This window comes from Streptomyces sp. NPDC031445 (genome assembly GCF_055581365.1).
In genome coordinates, this window is sequence record NZ_JBVIJO010000001.1 from 1,060,814 (window position 1) to 1,076,601 (window position 15,788).

General features: G+C 73.8%; 16 protein-coding genes and 1 tRNA gene. 7 read left to right on the top strand and 10 right to left on the bottom strand.

Annotated elements, in window-relative coordinates; genetic code table 11:
- Positions 1-14: 14 nt before the first annotated feature.
- Positions 15-722 carry a transketolase gene (locus ACZ5DC_RS04435; RefSeq protein WP_468649247.1) on the bottom strand — a complete coding sequence of 236 codons (708 nt, stop codon included), beginning with the start codon at positions 720-722 and terminating at the stop codon, positions 15-17.
- 125 nt (positions 723-847) lie between these two features.
- Here ACZ5DC_RS04435 and ACZ5DC_RS04440 point away from each other — a divergent pair.
- Both ACZ5DC_RS04440 and ACZ5DC_RS04445 read left to right on the top strand, forming a co-directional pair.
- Positions 848-921 (top strand) — tRNA-Pro (locus tag ACZ5DC_RS04440).
- A 217-nt stretch (positions 922-1,138) separates the two neighbouring features.
- On the top strand, positions 1,139-1,756 hold the full coding sequence (locus ACZ5DC_RS04445; RefSeq protein WP_468649249.1) for a hypothetical protein: 618 nt from the start codon (positions 1,139-1,141) through the stop codon (positions 1,754-1,756).
- A gap of 39 nt (positions 1,757-1,795) precedes the next feature.
- On the opposite strand, the gene ACZ5DC_RS04450 is transcribed toward ACZ5DC_RS04445, so the two are convergent.
- The 4 genes from ACZ5DC_RS04450 to ACZ5DC_RS04465 are packed head-to-tail and all read right to left on the bottom strand — an operon-like array spanning position 1,796 to position 5,773.
- Entirely contained in the window at positions 1,796-2,332 is a 537-nt protein-coding gene (locus tag ACZ5DC_RS04450) for an NUDIX hydrolase family protein (RefSeq protein WP_366749135.1), read from the bottom strand.
- Between the two features lie 7 nt (positions 2,333-2,339).
- Positions 2,340-3,515, bottom strand: a complete 1,176-nt coding sequence (locus ACZ5DC_RS04455) for an amidohydrolase family protein (RefSeq protein ID WP_468649251.1) — start codon at positions 3,513-3,515, stop codon at positions 2,340-2,342.
- Between the two features lie 2 nt (positions 3,516-3,517).
- Positions 3,518-4,921 (bottom strand): type I glutamate--ammonia ligase, encoded by a 1,404-nt coding sequence (locus tag ACZ5DC_RS04460; RefSeq protein ID WP_468649253.1) that lies wholly within the window; start codon positions 4,919-4,921, stop codon positions 3,518-3,520.
- A 39-nt stretch (positions 4,922-4,960) separates the two neighbouring features.
- Entirely contained in the window at positions 4,961-5,773 is an 813-nt protein-coding gene (locus ACZ5DC_RS04465; RefSeq protein ID WP_468649255.1) for an SAM-dependent methyltransferase, read from the bottom strand.
- A gap of 1,167 nt (positions 5,774-6,940) precedes the next feature.
- Here ACZ5DC_RS04465 and ACZ5DC_RS04470 point away from each other — a divergent pair.
- On the top strand, positions 6,941-7,816 hold the full coding sequence (locus ACZ5DC_RS04470; protein WP_468649257.1) for a Cof-type HAD-IIB family hydrolase: 876 nt from the start codon (positions 6,941-6,943) through the stop codon (positions 7,814-7,816).
- Here the strand turns inward: ACZ5DC_RS04470 and ACZ5DC_RS04475 are convergent.
- The 5 genes from ACZ5DC_RS04475 to ACZ5DC_RS04495 form a co-directional block, all read right to left on the bottom strand.
- Complete coding sequence (locus ACZ5DC_RS04475; protein WP_468649259.1) at positions 7,806-8,603, bottom strand: SAM-dependent methyltransferase; 798 nt, start codon at positions 8,601-8,603, stop codon at positions 7,806-7,808. The two genes, ACZ5DC_RS04470 and ACZ5DC_RS04475, sit on opposite strands and share 11 nt — an antisense overlap.
- A 67-nt stretch (positions 8,604-8,670) precedes the next feature.
- Positions 8,671-9,318, bottom strand: coding sequence for an HhH-GDP family DNA glycosylase (locus tag ACZ5DC_RS04480; RefSeq protein ID WP_468649261.1), 648 nt, complete (start codon positions 9,316-9,318; stop codon positions 8,671-8,673).
- A gap of 13 nt (positions 9,319-9,331) precedes the next feature.
- Complete coding sequence (locus tag ACZ5DC_RS04485; protein WP_468649262.1) at positions 9,332-9,676, bottom strand: DUF3140 domain-containing protein; 345 nt, start codon at positions 9,674-9,676, stop codon at positions 9,332-9,334.
- 28 nt (positions 9,677-9,704) lie between these two features.
- Positions 9,705-10,199, bottom strand: coding sequence for a Dps family protein (locus ACZ5DC_RS04490; protein ID WP_468649264.1), 495 nt, complete (start codon positions 10,197-10,199; stop codon positions 9,705-9,707).
- Between the two features lie 84 nt (positions 10,200-10,283).
- Entirely contained in the window at positions 10,284-11,093 is an 810-nt protein-coding gene (locus tag ACZ5DC_RS04495; protein ID WP_468649266.1) for an alpha/beta hydrolase, read from the bottom strand.
- Positions 11,094-11,259: 166 nt separating this feature from the next.
- Here ACZ5DC_RS04495 and ACZ5DC_RS04500 point away from each other — a divergent pair, with 166 nt between their 5' ends.
- The 4 genes from ACZ5DC_RS04500 (at position 11,260) to ACZ5DC_RS04515 (ending at position 15,768) form a co-directional block, all read left to right on the top strand.
- Positions 11,260-12,447, top strand: coding sequence for a thiolase family protein (locus tag ACZ5DC_RS04500; protein WP_468649268.1), 1,188 nt, complete (start codon positions 11,260-11,262; stop codon positions 12,445-12,447).
- A 73-nt stretch (positions 12,448-12,520) separates the two neighbouring features.
- Positions 12,521-14,032, top strand: coding sequence for a long-chain-fatty-acid--CoA ligase (locus tag ACZ5DC_RS04505; RefSeq protein WP_468649270.1), 1,512 nt, complete (start codon positions 12,521-12,523; stop codon positions 14,030-14,032).
- A 100-nt stretch (positions 14,033-14,132) separates the two neighbouring features.
- Positions 14,133-14,906 (top strand): sulfite exporter TauE/SafE family protein, encoded by a 774-nt coding sequence (locus tag ACZ5DC_RS04510; RefSeq protein ID WP_468649272.1) that lies wholly within the window; start codon positions 14,133-14,135, stop codon positions 14,904-14,906.
- 115 nt (positions 14,907-15,021) lie between these two features.
- Entirely contained in the window at positions 15,022-15,768 is a 747-nt protein-coding gene (locus tag ACZ5DC_RS04515; protein WP_468649274.1) for a cobalt-precorrin-6A reductase, read from the top strand.
- Positions 15,769-15,788 lie beyond the last annotated feature (20 nt).

The window sequence follows — 15,788 nt, forward strand, 5'->3', positions numbered from 1 at the left end:
CCCTTTCCGGGAAGTCAGGCGTTCTTCGGCTCGACGCGGGCCACGACGACATGCGGCCGGCCGGGATGCGGGGTGGTGAACGCGGCGTACAGCGCCTCGTGGTCGCGCCCGTCGACGGTCATCGCGGACCAGCCCGCGGCCTCGAACCGGGCGGCGATCCCGCCGGGCAGCGCATGGCTCGCGGAGGAGTTGTCGACCACGACGGTGTGCAGCCGGTCGAGCCCGGCGGGCCCCGCGAAGGCGATCGCCTCGTGGTTGCTGCCCTCGTCCAGCTCGGCGTCCCCGGTCAGCACCCAGACCGCCGGACCGGTCCGGCCCTGCGCCCGCAGGCCCAGCGCGGTGCCCACGGCGATCGGCAGCCCGTGGCCGAGCGAGCCGCTGCCGATCTCGGCCCCCGGCACCAGCACGCGGTCCGGGTGGTGCCCGAGCGGGGAGTCGTAGGACCCGAAGCCGGGCAGCCACTCGACGGGCAGGAAACCCTTGGCGGCCAGCACGGCGTAGTACGCCATGGGCCCGTGCCCCTTGCTCAGCAGGAAGCGGTCCCGGGCCGGGTCGTCCCGCCCCTCGGGAGTGACCCGGAGCACCCGGTCGTAGAGCACCCACAGCACGTCGAGCGTGGACGTGGCGGCCGGTCCGTGCTTCTCGTCGCCGGTCATCAGCCCCATCAGCCGGGGCAGGTCGTCGTAGCCGTGCATACGGCTCTGGTCCGTTGCGGTCGTCATGCCGATGATCGTGCAACCTCAATCGGACTTGAGGTCAAACCGGGAAAGGGGCGCGCGACCACCGAGCCGAGTGCGGTATTGTTTCCCTGCGCGTTCGGCCGGGGAAAGCCCAGGTCAAACGGCACCGGGACGTGGCGCAGCTTGGTAGCGCACTTGACTGGGGGTCAAGGGGTCGCAGGTTCAAATCCTGTCGTCCCGACTTGTGAGAGTCGCCGGTGAGGGCCGGTTCCGGATGTCTCCGGAACCGGCCCTCTGACGTTCGAGCGGTTCTTCCCGTGGGTCGGGAAGCCGCCCTGTCGCCCTTGGTGCCGTCGATCACCTGTCCCGCCGGCGGGGGTGGCGCCTTGACCGGCTTCTCGTAGTCCGAGAAGACGACCGTGCCGGGATTCTCACCGCCGGACTGCTGGAGCGTGAGAATGTACGGCTTTCCCTCCGTGGCGACGTACATGGTGATGGTTTCGCCGCCGCCCTTCGACATTCCCTTGCGTTCGGACGTGTCGCTGTCCATGTCGGCCAGGAATCCCTGTTTGTCGCACAGTCCCGTCGTACGGGCGTCACCCACCGGCACCTTCACCCAACGGCCGCTCAGCGCCCGGGCCTCCTTCCGGCCGCCGGCCGCGCCCTTGGCGGCGTTGGCCCAGAACTCCTTGTCGCCCTTGACGTACGTCGCCTGGCCTGCGTGGATGATGTCGGCCGAGCCTCGTTCCATGGCCATCCGGCCCTTGCGGTTCTTCTGGGTGTCGACGTGGAAGTCGACCGTCAGGGGCTGCCCGTCCGCGGCGACCTTGCCGGCCATGCGCAGGGACGCGGCGTTCCTGGTGGCGGTCACCGCCTTGGCGGCCACCTGGTCAGGTTTCCCGGGAAGGTTTTGCATGTCTGTGAGCCGCACGTTAGCCGCATCCGTGATCTGCGCGACCGCCGCCGTGGGCGCCGCGGGATGCTCGGACGACGGATCGTCGGACCAGCCGTTCAAGGGGCAGAGCGCGGATTCCACAATTCCCGGGAAACCGGACTTCCACGACGGCCGCCGCTAAGAGAAGGAGCGGCCGTCCAGGAAATGCGGAACGGGTGGGTCAGAGGGCCAGCCCCACGTGTGCCAGGGCCTGCTTCAGCAGCACCCCGTGGCCGCCCGGCATCTCGTTCTGCACCGCCGGGGAGGCTGCCTCCTGGGGGCTGAACCAGACGAGGTCCAGTGCGTCCTGGCGGGGCCGGCAGTCGCCGGTCACCGGCACGATGTAGGCCAGGGACACCGCGTGCTGGCGCGGGTCGTGGTACGGCGTGATGCCCGCCGTCGGGAAGTACTCCGCGACCGTGAACGGCTGGAGCGAGGCGGGGACGCGGGGCAGGGCGACCGGGCCGAGGTCCTTCTCCAGGTGGCGCAGCAGCGCGTCACGGACCCGCTCGTGGTGCAGCACCCGGCCGGAGACCAGGGTCCGGCTGACCGTGCCGTCCGGGCCGATGCGCAACAGCAGCCCGATGCTGGTGACTTCACCGCTGTCGTCCACGCGCACGGGCACGGCTTCGACGTACAGGATCGGCATCCGGGCCCTGGCCATCTCCAGCTCGTCCGTGGTCAGCCAGCCGGGCGTGGTTTCGGTCATGTCAGACATTGCTTGATCATACTTTCCGGGTGGGGCGCCCGCTGGAATCGCGGGCCGGTTCGGATATGGGCGGTCCGTACAGTCGGCGGGCGTTGTCGCGGCCCGTCCAGGCCGCGATCCGCAGGGCGTCGGCGAGGCTGAACTCGTCGGCGTCGACGCGTTCTTGCAGCAGATCGGCGAGGCCCTGCCGGAAGCACAGGGCACCCAGGTGGTGGAACTCGGCCACACCATAGGCGTCGGAGCTGTACAGCAGTTTGCGGAACGGGGTGATCTCCAGTGCCTCCTCCAGCACGGCCCGGCAGCGGGCCGGGCCGGTGTAGTGCAGGGCGAGCCCCACGTCCAGGTACACCTGCTCGAACACCGCGGCCAGATAGGCGGCCTGCCGGTGGTACGGCCAGCAGTGCAGCAGCAGCACCGGGATCGTGCCGGCGGTCCGGTGCAGCCAGTCGGTGAGCAGGGCGGGGTCCGCGCGGTGCAGCCGTACGTCCGCGTCGCCGAAGCCGGTGTGCAGCTGCAGCGGCAGTCCCAGCTCGACGGCGGTCCACAGCAGGTGCCGGACCAGGACCGGGTCGGTGAGGCGTCCGCCCCGCGCCAGCCAGTGCCCGGCGGCCTGTGTCACCTCGGTCCCGGACGGGCGCTCCGGGTCCAGGGCGAAACCCGTGCGGTAGGCCGCGACGGACTTCACCGCGACCACGCCCGGCCGTCGTACGGCCTCCTCGGCGGCCGCGCGGAACACGGCCGCGTACTCGCCCGCCTCCACGCCCCCCGCCGCCACCGACTCCGCGATCCGCTCCAGCCGTACGACCTCACAGGCGGCGGCGCCGGCGGCCGCCGCCAGCTCGGCGGGCGTGGTGAGGGGGTGCGGGGCGTAGCCGGTGTCCACGCAGAACACCCCGGCTCCGGCCGCCGTCAGGAAGCGGCGGTTGACCTCCCGCCAGCCGAGCTGGGCGCGCCGGGCCACGTAGTCGGCGGGCGGTGCGTGCCGGGGCAGGTCCAGCAGGGGCGCGCAGTGGCGGCGCACGGCCAGGCCGACCGGGCTGTCGAAGGGCGAGACGTCCGGCCAGGCCGCGCCCTCGGTGATCAGGGACGCGAACTCCGTGGCGCTCAGGTCGGCCGTGACCGCGCCGTGGCAGTGGTGGTCGACGAGCGGCAGGGCGGCGAGGGCCTCGTGGACGGGTCCGGGTGCGGCCATGGTCAGTACGTCCAGCGGTAGGCCGCCGCCACCTGCTCGGGGCCGAGCCCCTCGACGGCCGCCGCCTCGCCGAGCCGTACGGCGATCACCGCGTCGGCGAGGACCGGGCCCAGCGCGGCCCGCGGCACCGGGTCCGCGCGGAACTCCGCCACCGCCTCCGGCAGCGACCGCGGCAGCCGCCGTACGCCCAGGGCCGCCGCCTCCTCGGGGCCGTGGCGGGCCGGATCGCCGGTGATCTCGTCGGGCAGGGCGCGGGCCGCCGTGACGCCGTCGAGTCCGGCGGCGATCACACAGCCGAGGGCCAGGTACGGGTTGGCGGCCAGGTCGACCGGTTTGACCTCCATGTTGGCGTCCTGGTCGTGGCGGCCCGCCGTGCCCGTGACCATCCGCAGCGCGGCCTCGCGGGTCTCGCGGCCCCAGACGGTGAAGACCCCGGCCCACTGGGACGGCTTCAGCCGCAGATAGCTGGCCGGGCTGGGCGCGGTGACCGCCGTCAGGGCCGGAAGGTGCGCGAGGACCCCGGCCGCGAAGGACTCCGCCTCGGCCGTCATGCCGTACCGGCGGTCGCCGCCCGCGTGCAGGTTCACGCCGTCGCGCCAGCAGGACAGGTGCAGATGGCCGCCGTTGCCGACACCCTCGGCGGACACCGCGGGCGCGAACGACACGCGCAGACCGTGCCGCTGGGCCACCGCCCGGATCGTCTGCCGGACCAGCACACTGAGGTCGGCCGCCGCCACCGGGTCCCGGGCGCCCACCGAGATCTCGAACTGTCCGGGCGCGTACTCGGGGTGCAACTGGTCGACGTCCACGCCCTGCGCGGCGCACGCGGCCAGCAGGTCGGCGGTGTAGTCGCTCAGCCCGACCTGCCGGATCGCGCCGTACGCCGGGCCGGAGACGGCCGGTACGAACTCCCCGGGGGGCGCCGAGTCCAGCCCGAGGGACCACTCGATCTCGATCGCGGCCTTGAAGGCGAGGCCGTGCCGTTCGGCGGCCTCGGTGACGGTCCTGCGCAGGAAGGTCCGGGCGCAGCCGGGATGCCGGGCGCCCTCCTGGGTGATCCGGTCCACCGGCGCCCACGCCCAGCCGGGCTGCCCGGCCAGCGCCACCAGCCGGTCCAGGTCCGGGTAGAGCCTGAGGTCGCCGTCGGGGGAGCCGAGCACGTCGGTGGTGACGATGGAGTCGTGGGCGAGGAAGGTGTCGAACACCGGAGACATGCCGACGCCCCAGGACACGGCAGCCTCCAGCCGTCCGGTGGGGATCGTCTTCACCCGGCAGACGCCCGCGGTGTCCACGTACGCCAGCACGATGCCGCGCACGCCCTGGGCGGCCAGGTCGGCGGTGAGGCCGGCCACCCGGCGCAGGTCCCCGGGACGGCCGCCGGGCACGGGGTCGGCGAAAGTCGTCATGCGTCCTCCTCGGCGGGCCCGGCCCGCGCGCGGCCGGGGTCAGGGTTTCACGGCCACCGCGCCGAGCTGCGGCACCGGGGCGGCGGACGCCGACTCGGCACGCCACTGCGAGCACGGCACCAGTCCCGGCTCCACCAGGTCCAGGCCCGCCAGGAACCCGGCGATCTCGGCGCGGCCGCGGGCGGTGATCGGCGGGGTGGCGTGGGCGTTCCAGAACTCCATGGCGGCCACGTTGCCCTCGCCGCCCACCTCGCGGTCGTCCGTCGGATGGGTGAGGACCAGGTGGCTTCCGGAGGGCACCGCCGCCATCAGCCGGCGCACGATGTCCCGGGCCTCGCCGGTGTCCAGGACGAAGTTGAGGATGCCCAGCATCAGCACCGCCACCGGCCGGTTCAGGTCCAGGGTCCCGGCGGCCCGTCGCACGATGCCGTCCGGGTCGTGGGCGTCGGCGTCGACGTAGTCCGTGACGCCCTCCGGAGAGCTGGTGAGCAGCGAGCGGGCGTGCACGAGCACGATCGGGTCGTTGTCGACGTACACGATCCGGGACTCGGGGGCGATCCGCTGCGCTATCTCGTGCGTGTTGTCGGCCGTCGGCAGGCCGGTGCCGATGTCGAGGAACTGCCGGATGCCCCGCTCGGCGGCGAGGAAGCGCACCGCCCGCCCCAGGAACTCCCGGTCGGCCCGCGCCACCGCCCGGATCACCGGGAACATCCCGGCGATCCGCTCGCCCACGCGCTGGTCCACCTCGTAGTGGTCCTTGCCGCCGATCCAGTAGTTCCACACCCGGGCGTTGTGCGCCACGCTGGTGTCCAGCCGTGCCGATCCGGCCCCCGGGGAGTCGACCTCGCTCACCTGTCCGCCCTTCTCACGTGCGGTTCTCCGCCGTCATTGTGCCTCCCGATGATCGCGCTGTCCCGCGAACCGGAAACGGCGAACGGTTCCGCGCGGGCTCGGGCCCCGCACCCGGCGGTTCGGGGAAGGCGGGCGCTTACCTTGGCGGTGCCCGGCGCATTCCGTCCCGCCCTGGCGATTGCCGCCTGCCGGGTGCCCCGGTCCTGGCGGTCCCAGCGCTGCGCCTCCGGCGGTTCGGGGAGGGCTGGGCTTCGTCCCCGGCGGTTGCAGCGGAGTGCTTCGCCATCGACGGTTCCAGGCAGGCTCGCGCCTCGCCCCGGTGGTTACGGCCTACCGGGCGCTGCGATCCCCGGCGGCTCCAGCTGAGCGCTTCGCCCGTGGCGGTTGCGGGCAGGCTTGCGCTCCGCCCCGGTGATCGCGGCCTGCCGGGTGCGCCAGTCCCCGGCGGTCCAGCCGAGCGTTTCGCCTTCGGCGGTTGCGGGGGGGGGGCTTGTGCGTCGCCCCGGTGGTTGCCGACAACCGCGTGCCCCGGCGCTCGACGGTTCCGGGCGCTTGCGCCTCGCGCCGGTGGTCGCGGCCTGCCGGCCGCTTCGTCCCCGGCGGTTGCAGCCGAGCGCTTCGCCCCTGGCGGTTCGGGGAAGGCTCGCGCTTTGCCTCGGCGCTTCAGGCCTGCCGGGTGCCCTGGCTCCGGTGGTTCCAGCCAAGCGCTGTGCCCCGGTGGCTGCGGGCAGGTTTGCGTCCCGCCTCGGCGGTTCAGGCCTGCCGGGTGCCCTGGCTCCGGTGGTTCCAGCCGAGCGCTGTGCCCCGGTGGTTGCGGGCAGGTTTGCGTCCCGCCTCGGCGGTTCAGGCCTGCCGGGTGCCCTGGCTCCCGGTGGTTGCAGCCCCGAGCGGTTCGCCCCCGGTGGTTGCGGGCAGGTTTGCGTCCCGCCTCGGCGGTTCAGGCCTGCCGGGTGCCCTGGCTCCCGGTGGTTGCAGCCGAGCGGTCCGCCCCGGTGGTCGCGGGCAGTCTTGCGTCCCGCCCGGGCGATTCCTGCCTGTCGGTTCCCCGGCCCCGGCGGTCCCAGCGGAGCTGTGCGCGTGCTTGCGTCTCGCCCCAGGTGGTTCCGGGGCGGTGGGGCGTATGAGGAACACTGGACCGGTAGCACCGCCCCCGACCGGAAGCAGGACATGCCCGCCACGCCCACGCCCCTCCTCGACGCCGCCGGCCTGCCCGCCGGCCCCGCCGACATCCGGCTGATCGTCACCGACATGGACGGCACGCTGCTGGACGACGCCAAGCGGATTCCCGACGGGCTGTGGCCGATGCTCGCCGAACTGCGCCGCCGAGGCGTGCTGTTCAGCCCGGCGAGCGGACGCCAGTACGCCACCCTCTTCCGGCAGTTCGAGGAGGTCGCCGAGGGCATGGTGTTCATCGCGGAGAACGGCACCTACGTGGTCCGCGACGGCGTGGAGCTGAGTTCCGACCCGCTGGACCGGTCCGTCGCCGCCGGGGTCGCCCGCAGGGCGCGGCGGCTGGTCGCGGACGGCGCGGACGTCGGCGCGGTCGTCTGCGGCAAGCGGGCCGCGTACGTCGAGCGCACCGACGAGGCGTTCCTGGCGGAGGTGCGCAAGTACTACGTCGAGCACCGGATCGTCGAGGACGTCACCGCCGTCGACGACGAGATGATCAAGGTCGCGCTGTTCGACTTCGGCTCCGCCGAGGACACCACCGCCCCGGCCCTCGCGGAGTTCACCGCGACCCACCAGGTCGTCGTCTCCGGCGAGCACTGGGTGGACGTGATGAACCGCACCGCCGACAAGGGCACCGCCCTGCGCGGCCTCCAGCGGGCGCTCGGCATCACGCCCGCCCAGACCATGGTGTTCGGGGACTACCTGAACGACCTGGAGATGCTCGACGCCGCCGAGTGGTCCTTCGCCATGGCGGGCGCCCACCCCGAGGTGATCCGGCGGGCCCGCCACCTGGCCCCGTCCAACAACGACGACGGCGTCCTGCGGACCGTCGCCCGGGTGCTGGACCTGGCGTACGACGGCGTCAGGGTGTGACCGCGACCCCGCCGTACAGGGAGACCGGCCCGTCGGACGCCTCCTCGGGCCGCCACTCGGCCACCGGCACGATCCCCGGCTCCAGCAGCCGCAGTCCCTCGAAGAAGGCGCCCACTTCGGCCCGGGAGCGCGCCACCAGGGTGACCCCGCCGGCCGCGTAGGCCGCGATGCCCCGCCGGACGTTCTCCGGTTCGAAGTCGGCGGTCATGGCCGAGAGCACCAGACAGCTGCCCGGCGCCAGCGCGCCGACCAGGGTGTCCACCAGGTCATGGGCGCCGTCGTCGTCGGCGATGAAGTGCAGCAGGGCGATGAGCGACAGGGCCACCGGGCGTTCGAGGTCCAGGACGCGGGCGGCCCGGCCGAGGATCGCCTGCGGATCGCGGGCGTCGGCCTGCACGTACTCGGTCACGCCCTCCGCGGTGCCGCGCAGCAGCGCGTGCGCGTGGGCCAGCACGATGGGGTCGTTGTCGACGTACACCACCCGGGCGCCGGGGACCACGGACTGGGCGATCTGGTGCAGGTTCGGCTCGGTCGGTATGCCGGTGCCGATGTCCAGGAACTGGCGGATCCCCCGTTCCGTTGCCAGCATCCGCGTGCTGCGGCGCATGAACGCCCGGTTCGCGCGGGCGGCCCTCGGGGCGCCCCCGTCGATCGCCGCGATCCGCCGGCCCAGTTCCTCGTCGGCCGGATAGTTGTCCTTGCCGCCGAGGAACCAGTCGTACACCCGGGCCGGATGCGGCCGGGTCGTGTCGATGCAGTCCTGGATCCGCGGCCCCGTCCCCGTCACGTGCTGCTCCTCCGCCGGTCGGGTCCCGGTGGTCGGTCCGGGACGCGCGGGGAGCAGTCTGGCACGGTCAAGCGGCCCGGCGCAGACAGTCTTCGGCCACCTCGTCGTCGAGCGCCGCCCGGACCAGCGCGGCGGCCAGGACGGCCGGCTCGGTGTCCCCGGCCAGCTCGGCGAGCTGGTCCGGATCCTTCGGCAGGCCGAGCCGTCCGGCCCCGGACAGCGCCTTGCCGTCCAGGTACGGCGCGATGTCCGGCCACACCCGCTGCGCCTCGCGCAGGAAGATGTCGGCGCCGGCCGGCCCGATGCCCGGCTCCTCCTGGAGCAGCCGCCTCAGCTCGCCGGTGTCCCCGCCCGCCTCCCGGTGCAGCCGGCGCAGGTCGCCGCCCCAGCGCTCGGTCAGCAGCTCGGCGCCGTCGCCGAGCTGGGTCGCGGTGCGCTCGTCGTACCGGCGGTAGCCGCCCCGGCCGAGCGCGTCCACCCGCTGCTGCCAGGCAGCCCCGGCCATCCGGCGGGGGCTGTCCAGGCGGTCCTCGTGCAGGGCCCGGGCGGCGGCCACCGCGACGGAGGCCCGGATCCGGGCACTGAGCAGCAGGGACAGCACGAGCAGCCGGTACAGCGGCTGCGGGGTGTCCTTCAGGCGGATGCCCGCCTCCTCGGCGTACGTCCGCCCGTACCCGGACACCAGCTCGCGCACGACCCGTTCGTCCCGGTCCATGGTCCGGCTCCGGCTAGGGCTTGAGCGGGTCGTGGCCCAGCGTCATCAGCCGGTGCCGGCGCCGGGTGTCCTCCGGGGTGTTCTCCGGCTCGGGCTCGTTCTCCAGGTCGACCAGGTCAGCGACCGTGTCGACGACCTTGTGCATGACCCGGACGTCGTCATCCGTGAGGTCGGTACGGCGCTTGCGCAGGATGGCGAGGACATGCTGGCCGGTGGGCGTCCCCGCCTCCTCCGGAAGCGGTTCCGTCTCCTCGTCGGCGTCCCGGACCTTCAGCCAGGCCGCGAGTTCCGCCGAGGTCATGTTCACCACGCGGTGGAAGTCCTCCCACAGCGCCTCGGTCTCCAGGGCGTCGGCCATGGGTCTGCCCTTTCCGTGCGGGAGCGGTCTACTGGTCGGCGGCGTCTTCGCGCGGGTGGTTCTCGGCCTCGAACATCCAGCGCTGCTTCTCCAGGTCGGCGGTGACGGCGATCAGCAGGTCCTGGGTGACCGGGTCGGCCTTCTCGGTCGCCTCGATCCGCTCGCGCAGCCGGCCGATCGCCGCCTCCAGCGCCGACACCATCAGCTCCACGACCTCGGTGTCGCGCACCCAGCCGTCCTTGGCGCCGGGCAGTGCGAAGGACGCCGCGATGGTCTCCGGCCGGCCGTCCGGCGGCACGCCCAGCGCGGAGGCACGCTCGGCCACCGTGTCCGAGTGGGTCCGGGCCGCGGCGACCACCTCGTCGAGCTGGAGGTGGATCGACCGGAACCGCGGGCCCACGACGTTCCAGTGGGCCTGCTTGCCGATCAGCGACAGCCCGAGCAGGTCCACCAGGGTCTCCTGCAGGGCGGTTCCGGTGACGCGGAGCGCCTCCTCGGGCAGCGAGCTCTTGACCACGGTCATGGTCCGTACATCCCCTTCCAGCGGTTGTCCACGGTCATGTCCGACAGGGCGGGTGCCCGCTGGGCGGGACAGCAAACCGGCAGATCAGCGGGGTAGTACCCGGTCCAGGAAGGCCAGCAGCTCCGCGAAGACCTCCTCCTTGCACGTCTCGTGGAACACCTCGTGCCGCGCCCCCGGGAAGATCCGCCCGGTGAGCCGGCCGCCGCTCAGCCGCTCGACCCCGGCGCGGCTCCCGGGCAGCGGTACCAGGCGGTCGTCGTCTCCGTGCAGCCACAGCAGCGGCAGCCCGCCGACGTCACCGCCCCGGGCGACGGTGTCCAGCGTCCGGGCGAACGCCTCCAGCGTCGGCCGCTTCATGGGCCCGTGCCACACCAGCGGATCGGCCGCGTACGCGGCACCGACGGCCGGGTCCCGGGAGAGCGCGGACGGGCTGACCGGGACGTCCGGGATCTCCTCCAGGGCCAGCAGCCGCCCCGGCAGTTCCCAGGCGCCGATCACCGGGCCGGACAGGACCAGGGCGCTCGGTTCACCGCCGTACCGCTGGGCGTAGCGGGCCGCGATCAGCCCGCCCATGGAGTGGCCCACCAGGACCAGCGGCAGGCCGGGGTGCGCGGCGCGGGCCGACTCCGCCACCGTGTGCACGTCCGTGACCACGTCCTCGAAGTCCTCGATCAGCACCCGCTCCCCGGCCGACCGGCCGTGCCCCGCGTGGTCCGGCGCGTACACGGCGGCGCCGTGTCCGGTGAGCCGGGCCGCGAGTTCCGCGTACCGGCCGGCGTGCTCGCCGTACCCGTGCACCAGCAGTGCCAGGCAGCGGGGGGCCGGGTGCGGCCACTCCCGTACGGCGAGGGTTCCGTGCGTGCCGTCGAGGACGTGCTCGCGGACGTGGGGCATCTCTCCTCCAGCTGCCTCGGGGAAGGTCCCGGGGATCTTCCCAGTGGGGCGGTCGGCGGTCTATAGTCCAAAACTAGCAGTGCTAATTAATGGGCTGCCGGGCAGCGGCAGAGCTGTCGTGAGGTCCGTTGCTGATCCACAGCGTCGTAGGTCAGGAGTCCCAGCCGTGCGTCCCGTCCACTTCGCGGCCGCCCGCCGCACCCCCATCGGCAAGCTGCGCGGAGCCCTCTCGGGGGTCCGCCCCGACGACCTGGCCGCGACCGTCATCCGCCGCCTGGTGGCCGACGTGCCCGCGCTCGACCCCGCCCGGATCGACGACGTCTACTGGGGCGCCGCCAACCAGGCCGGCGAGGACAACCGCAACGTCGCCCGCATGGCCGCCCTGCTCGCCGGACTGCCCGACTCCGTGCCCGGCGCCACCGTCAACCGGCTGTGCGCCTCCGGACTCGAGGCGGTCACCACCGCCGCCCGGACCATCGCCGCCGGCGAGGCCGACGTCGTGATCGCCGGCGGCTCCGAGTCCATGAGCCGTGCCCCCTTCGTCCTGCCCCGCCCCGACGAGGCCCTGCCGCAGCGCATCGAGACCTACGACACCCGGCTCGGCTGGCGGCTGGTCAACCCCGCCATGAAGGAGCTGCACGGCCTGCTCTCCATGGGCGAGACCGCCGAGGAGGTCGCCGCGCGGTACGGCGTCTCCCGCGAGCGCCAGGACGAGTTCGCCCTGCGCAGCCACCGGCTCGCCGCCGCCGCCCGCAAGGACGGCCACTTCGACGGTGAACTCCTGCCCGTCGAGCGCCCCGACGGCATCGTGTTCGAGCAGGACGAGTGCGTCCGGGAGGACACCTCGCTGGAGAAGCTGTCCCGGCTGAAGCCCGTCTTCCGCGCGAACGGCACCGTCACCGCCGGAAACGCCTCGCCGATGAACGACGGCGCGGCCGGCCTGCTGCTGGTCAGCGAGGAGGCCCTGGACGAGCTGGGCCTGGAGTCGCTCGGACGCTACATCGCGGGCGCCTCCGCCGGTGTCCACCCCGACGTGATGGGCCTCGGCCCGGTCCCCGCCACCCGCAAGGCGCTGGGCCGGGCCGGCTGGGAGATCGGCGACGTCCAGGAGGCCGAGTTCAACGAGGCGTTCGCCGCGCAGGCACTCGCGTGCGTCGACCAGCTCGGCATCGACCCCGACCTGGTCAACCCCAGCGGCGGCGCCATTGCCCTCGGCCACCCGCTCGGCTGCTCCGGCGCCCGCATCCTCACCACCCTGCTGCACCGGATGCGCCGCACGGGCGCGCGGCGGGGACTCGCGACGATGTGCGTGGGGGTGGGGCAGGGGAGCGCGGTGCTGGTCGAGAGGCCCTAGAGCTCCCTCAACGGGGGGCTCCCCGCAAGGGGATCCGGTACACGAGCCGCAGCAAGAAACGGAGCAGCACTCCATGGCCACCCTGTCCGTCGCCGCCATCCTCGCCGAGAACGCCCGGCGCCGCCCCGGCAAGACCGCCCTCGTCGAAGGCGATCTGCGGCTCACCTTCGCCGACGCCTGGCAGCGCGCGCTGGCCCAGGCGGGCGCGCTCACCGGTGTCGGCGTACGGCCCGGCGACCGGGTCGCCCTCATGGCCCCCAACACCGCCGAGTTCCCGGTGGCCTACTACGCGATCGCCGCGGCGGGCGGGGTCGTCGTCCCCGTGCACCTGCTGCTCTCCGCCGGCGAGGTCGAGCACGTACTGCGCGACAGCGGGGCCACCGTGCTGCTGGTGCACCCGGCCCAGGCGGAGACCGGCGCCGCCGCCGCGCGCGCCACGGGCGTCCGGGCCATCACCCTCGGCACGGAGTTCGAGAAGCTCGCGGCCGGCGCCGAGCCCCTCGCGTCGTACGTCACCCGGGCCGCCGACGACCCCGCGGTGATCTTCTACACCAGCGGTACGACCGGTGTCCCCAAGGGCGCCGTGCTCAGCCACTTCAACCTGGTGATGAACGCGACCGTCAACGCCTTCGACGCCAACGACATCCGTGCCGACGACATCGCCCTCGGCGCGCTGCCGCTGTTCCACGCCTTCGGCCAGACCGTCTCGCTCAACTCCACCTGGCGGGCCGGCGCCACCCTGGTGCTGCTGCCCCGCTTCGACGCGGCCCGCGCCATCGACCTGATGGTGCGCGAGGGCGTGAACACCTTCCACGGCGTGCCCACCATGTTCGTCGCCCTCGCGGCCGCCGCCGCGGACGCGGAGCGGCTGCCGGCGCTGCGCGTGTGCGTCTCCGGCGGGGCCTCGCTCCCGGTGGCCGTGCTGGAGCGATTCGAGGCCGCGTTCGGCGCGGAGGTCTACGAGGGGTACGGGCTGTCGGAGACCTCGCCGACCGCCACCGTCAACCAGCCGGTGTTCGGCACGAGGGCCGGCACCATCGGCCACCCCCTGTGGGGCATCGACGTGGAGATCGCCCGCGCGGAGGTGGAGGGCCGGGTCGAGCTGCTGCCGCCCGGTGAGGTGGGCGAGGTCGTCATCCGCGGGCACAACGTCTTCTCCGGCTACCTCGGCCGCCCCGAGGCCACCGCGGAGGCCCTGGTGGACGGCTGGTTCCGCACCGGTGACCTCGGCACCAAGGACGACGAGGGCTTCCTGCGGATCGTCGACCGGAAGAAGGACGTCATCATCCGCGGCGGCTACAACGTCTACCCGAGGGAGGTCGAGGAGGTCCTGATGCGCCACCCGGAGATCGCCCAGGCCGCCGTCATCGGCCTGCCCGACGACCTGCACGGCGAGGAGGTGTGCGCCGTCGTCGTCCCCGCGCCGGGCACCGCGCCGGACGCCGCCGCGCTCATCGAGTGGTCCAAGGAGCACCTGGGCCGGCACAAGTACCCGCGGCGGATGGAGCTCGCGGACGCGCTGCCGCTCGGGCCGAGCATGAAGGTGCTCAAGCGGGAGCTGAGGGCGCGCTACACGGGCCGTTAGGGCCTGTCCGGCCCTGGACGCCGTACCGCCGTCGCACGGGGCCGCCCGCTGGGGCGCTCGTCACGCCGGGTCCGTGCACGGGCATAGCATCGGTCCCTCCATGAACACGATGACGCTCTGGCACATATCCGGCTGGGGGTTCGCGGCGCTCGCCCTCGCGGCCCTGCTCGTCGGCTTCTCCAAGACGGCCGTCAGCGGGGCCAACACGGTCAGTCTCGCGATCTTCGCGGCGGTCCTGCCCGCCCGCGCCTCCACCGGCGTGCTGCTGCCCGTTCTGATCGCCGGTGACGTGCTCGCCGTCCTCACCTACCGGCGGCACGCGCACTGGCCCACCCTGTGGCGGCTGTTCCCGGCGGTGGCGGCCGGCGTGGTGGCCGGCACGCTGTTCCTGGTCTGGGCCGACGACGGGATCGTACGGACCTCGATCGGCGCGATCCTGCTGCTGATGGCCGGGGTGACGCTGTGGCGCCGGCGGACGGCCGGCACCCCGGAGGACCCGGACGAGGTCGGCACCCGGGCGGGCCGCGTCAAGGCCCGCTCGTACGGCGTGCTCGGCGGGTTCACGACGATGGTCGCCAACGCCGGCGGGCCGGTGATGTCGATGTACCTGCTGTCCGCCGGGTTCCGGAAGCTCGGCTTCCTTGGCACCTCCGCGTTCTTCTTCCTCATCGTGAACGTCTCGAAGGTGCCGTTCAGCGCGGGCCTCGGGCTGATCGACGGGCGCTCGCTGCTCCTCGACGCCGCGCTCGTGGTGTTCGTCGTGCCGGGGGCGCTGTTCGGCAAGTGGGCTGTGAACCGGATCAACCAGCGGCTCTTCGAACAACTCGTGATCGCGGCGACGGTCGTGGGCGGCCTGCAACTACTGCTCCGCTAGCCCGCGGGCGCCACGCCGCCGGCCAGGACGGCACGCGCGGACGCCGAGGACCGCAGGCCCGGCGATGGCGACCCGGGCGGCGTGCCGGCCCGTGCGACCTCGTACGCTCACCCCCATGCCCGCGCACGTCCTGATCCTCGGCGGCACCACCGAGGCCCGTCGCCTCGCCGCCGACCTCGCCGCCCGGCCCGGGGTGCGGGTCACCACCTCGCTCGCCGGCCGGGTCGCCCGGCCCGGGGCGCTGCCCGGCGAGGTGCGGACCGGCGGCTTCGGCGGGCCGGAGGGCCTCGCCGACTGGCTGCGCGCGCACCGCGTGGACGCCCTGGTGGACGCCACCCACCCCTTCGCCGCGTCGATCACCGACCACGCGGCCCGCGCGGCGCGGGCCACGGGCGTCCCCGCCGTCGTCCTGCGCCGCCCCGGCTGGCGGCCGGGCCCCGGCGACCGCTGGCACGACGCCGCGTCCCTGGCCGCGGCCGCCGAGGCCCTGCCCGGCCTCGGCAGCCGGGTGTTCCTCACCACCGGCCGCCTCGGTCTCGCGGCCTTCGCCCACCTCACCGGCCTGCGCTTCCTCGTCCGCTCCGTCGACCCGCCCGAGCCCCCGCTGCCCCTGGACACCACCGTCGTCCTGGACCGGGGCCCCTTCACGGTCACCGGGGAGACGGAGCTCCTGCGCGCCCACCGCATCGACGTCCTGGTCACCAAGGACAGCGGCGGCGAGGCGACGGCCGCGAAGCTGACGGCGGCACGGGGGCTGGGCCTGCCCGTGGTCGTCGTACGCCGCCCCGCCCTCCCGGCCGGCGTCACCGCCGTACCGGACGTGGCGGACGCCCTGGAACGGCTGGGCTTCGGCCCGGCCTGACGGCGGTGGCCCGCCGACAG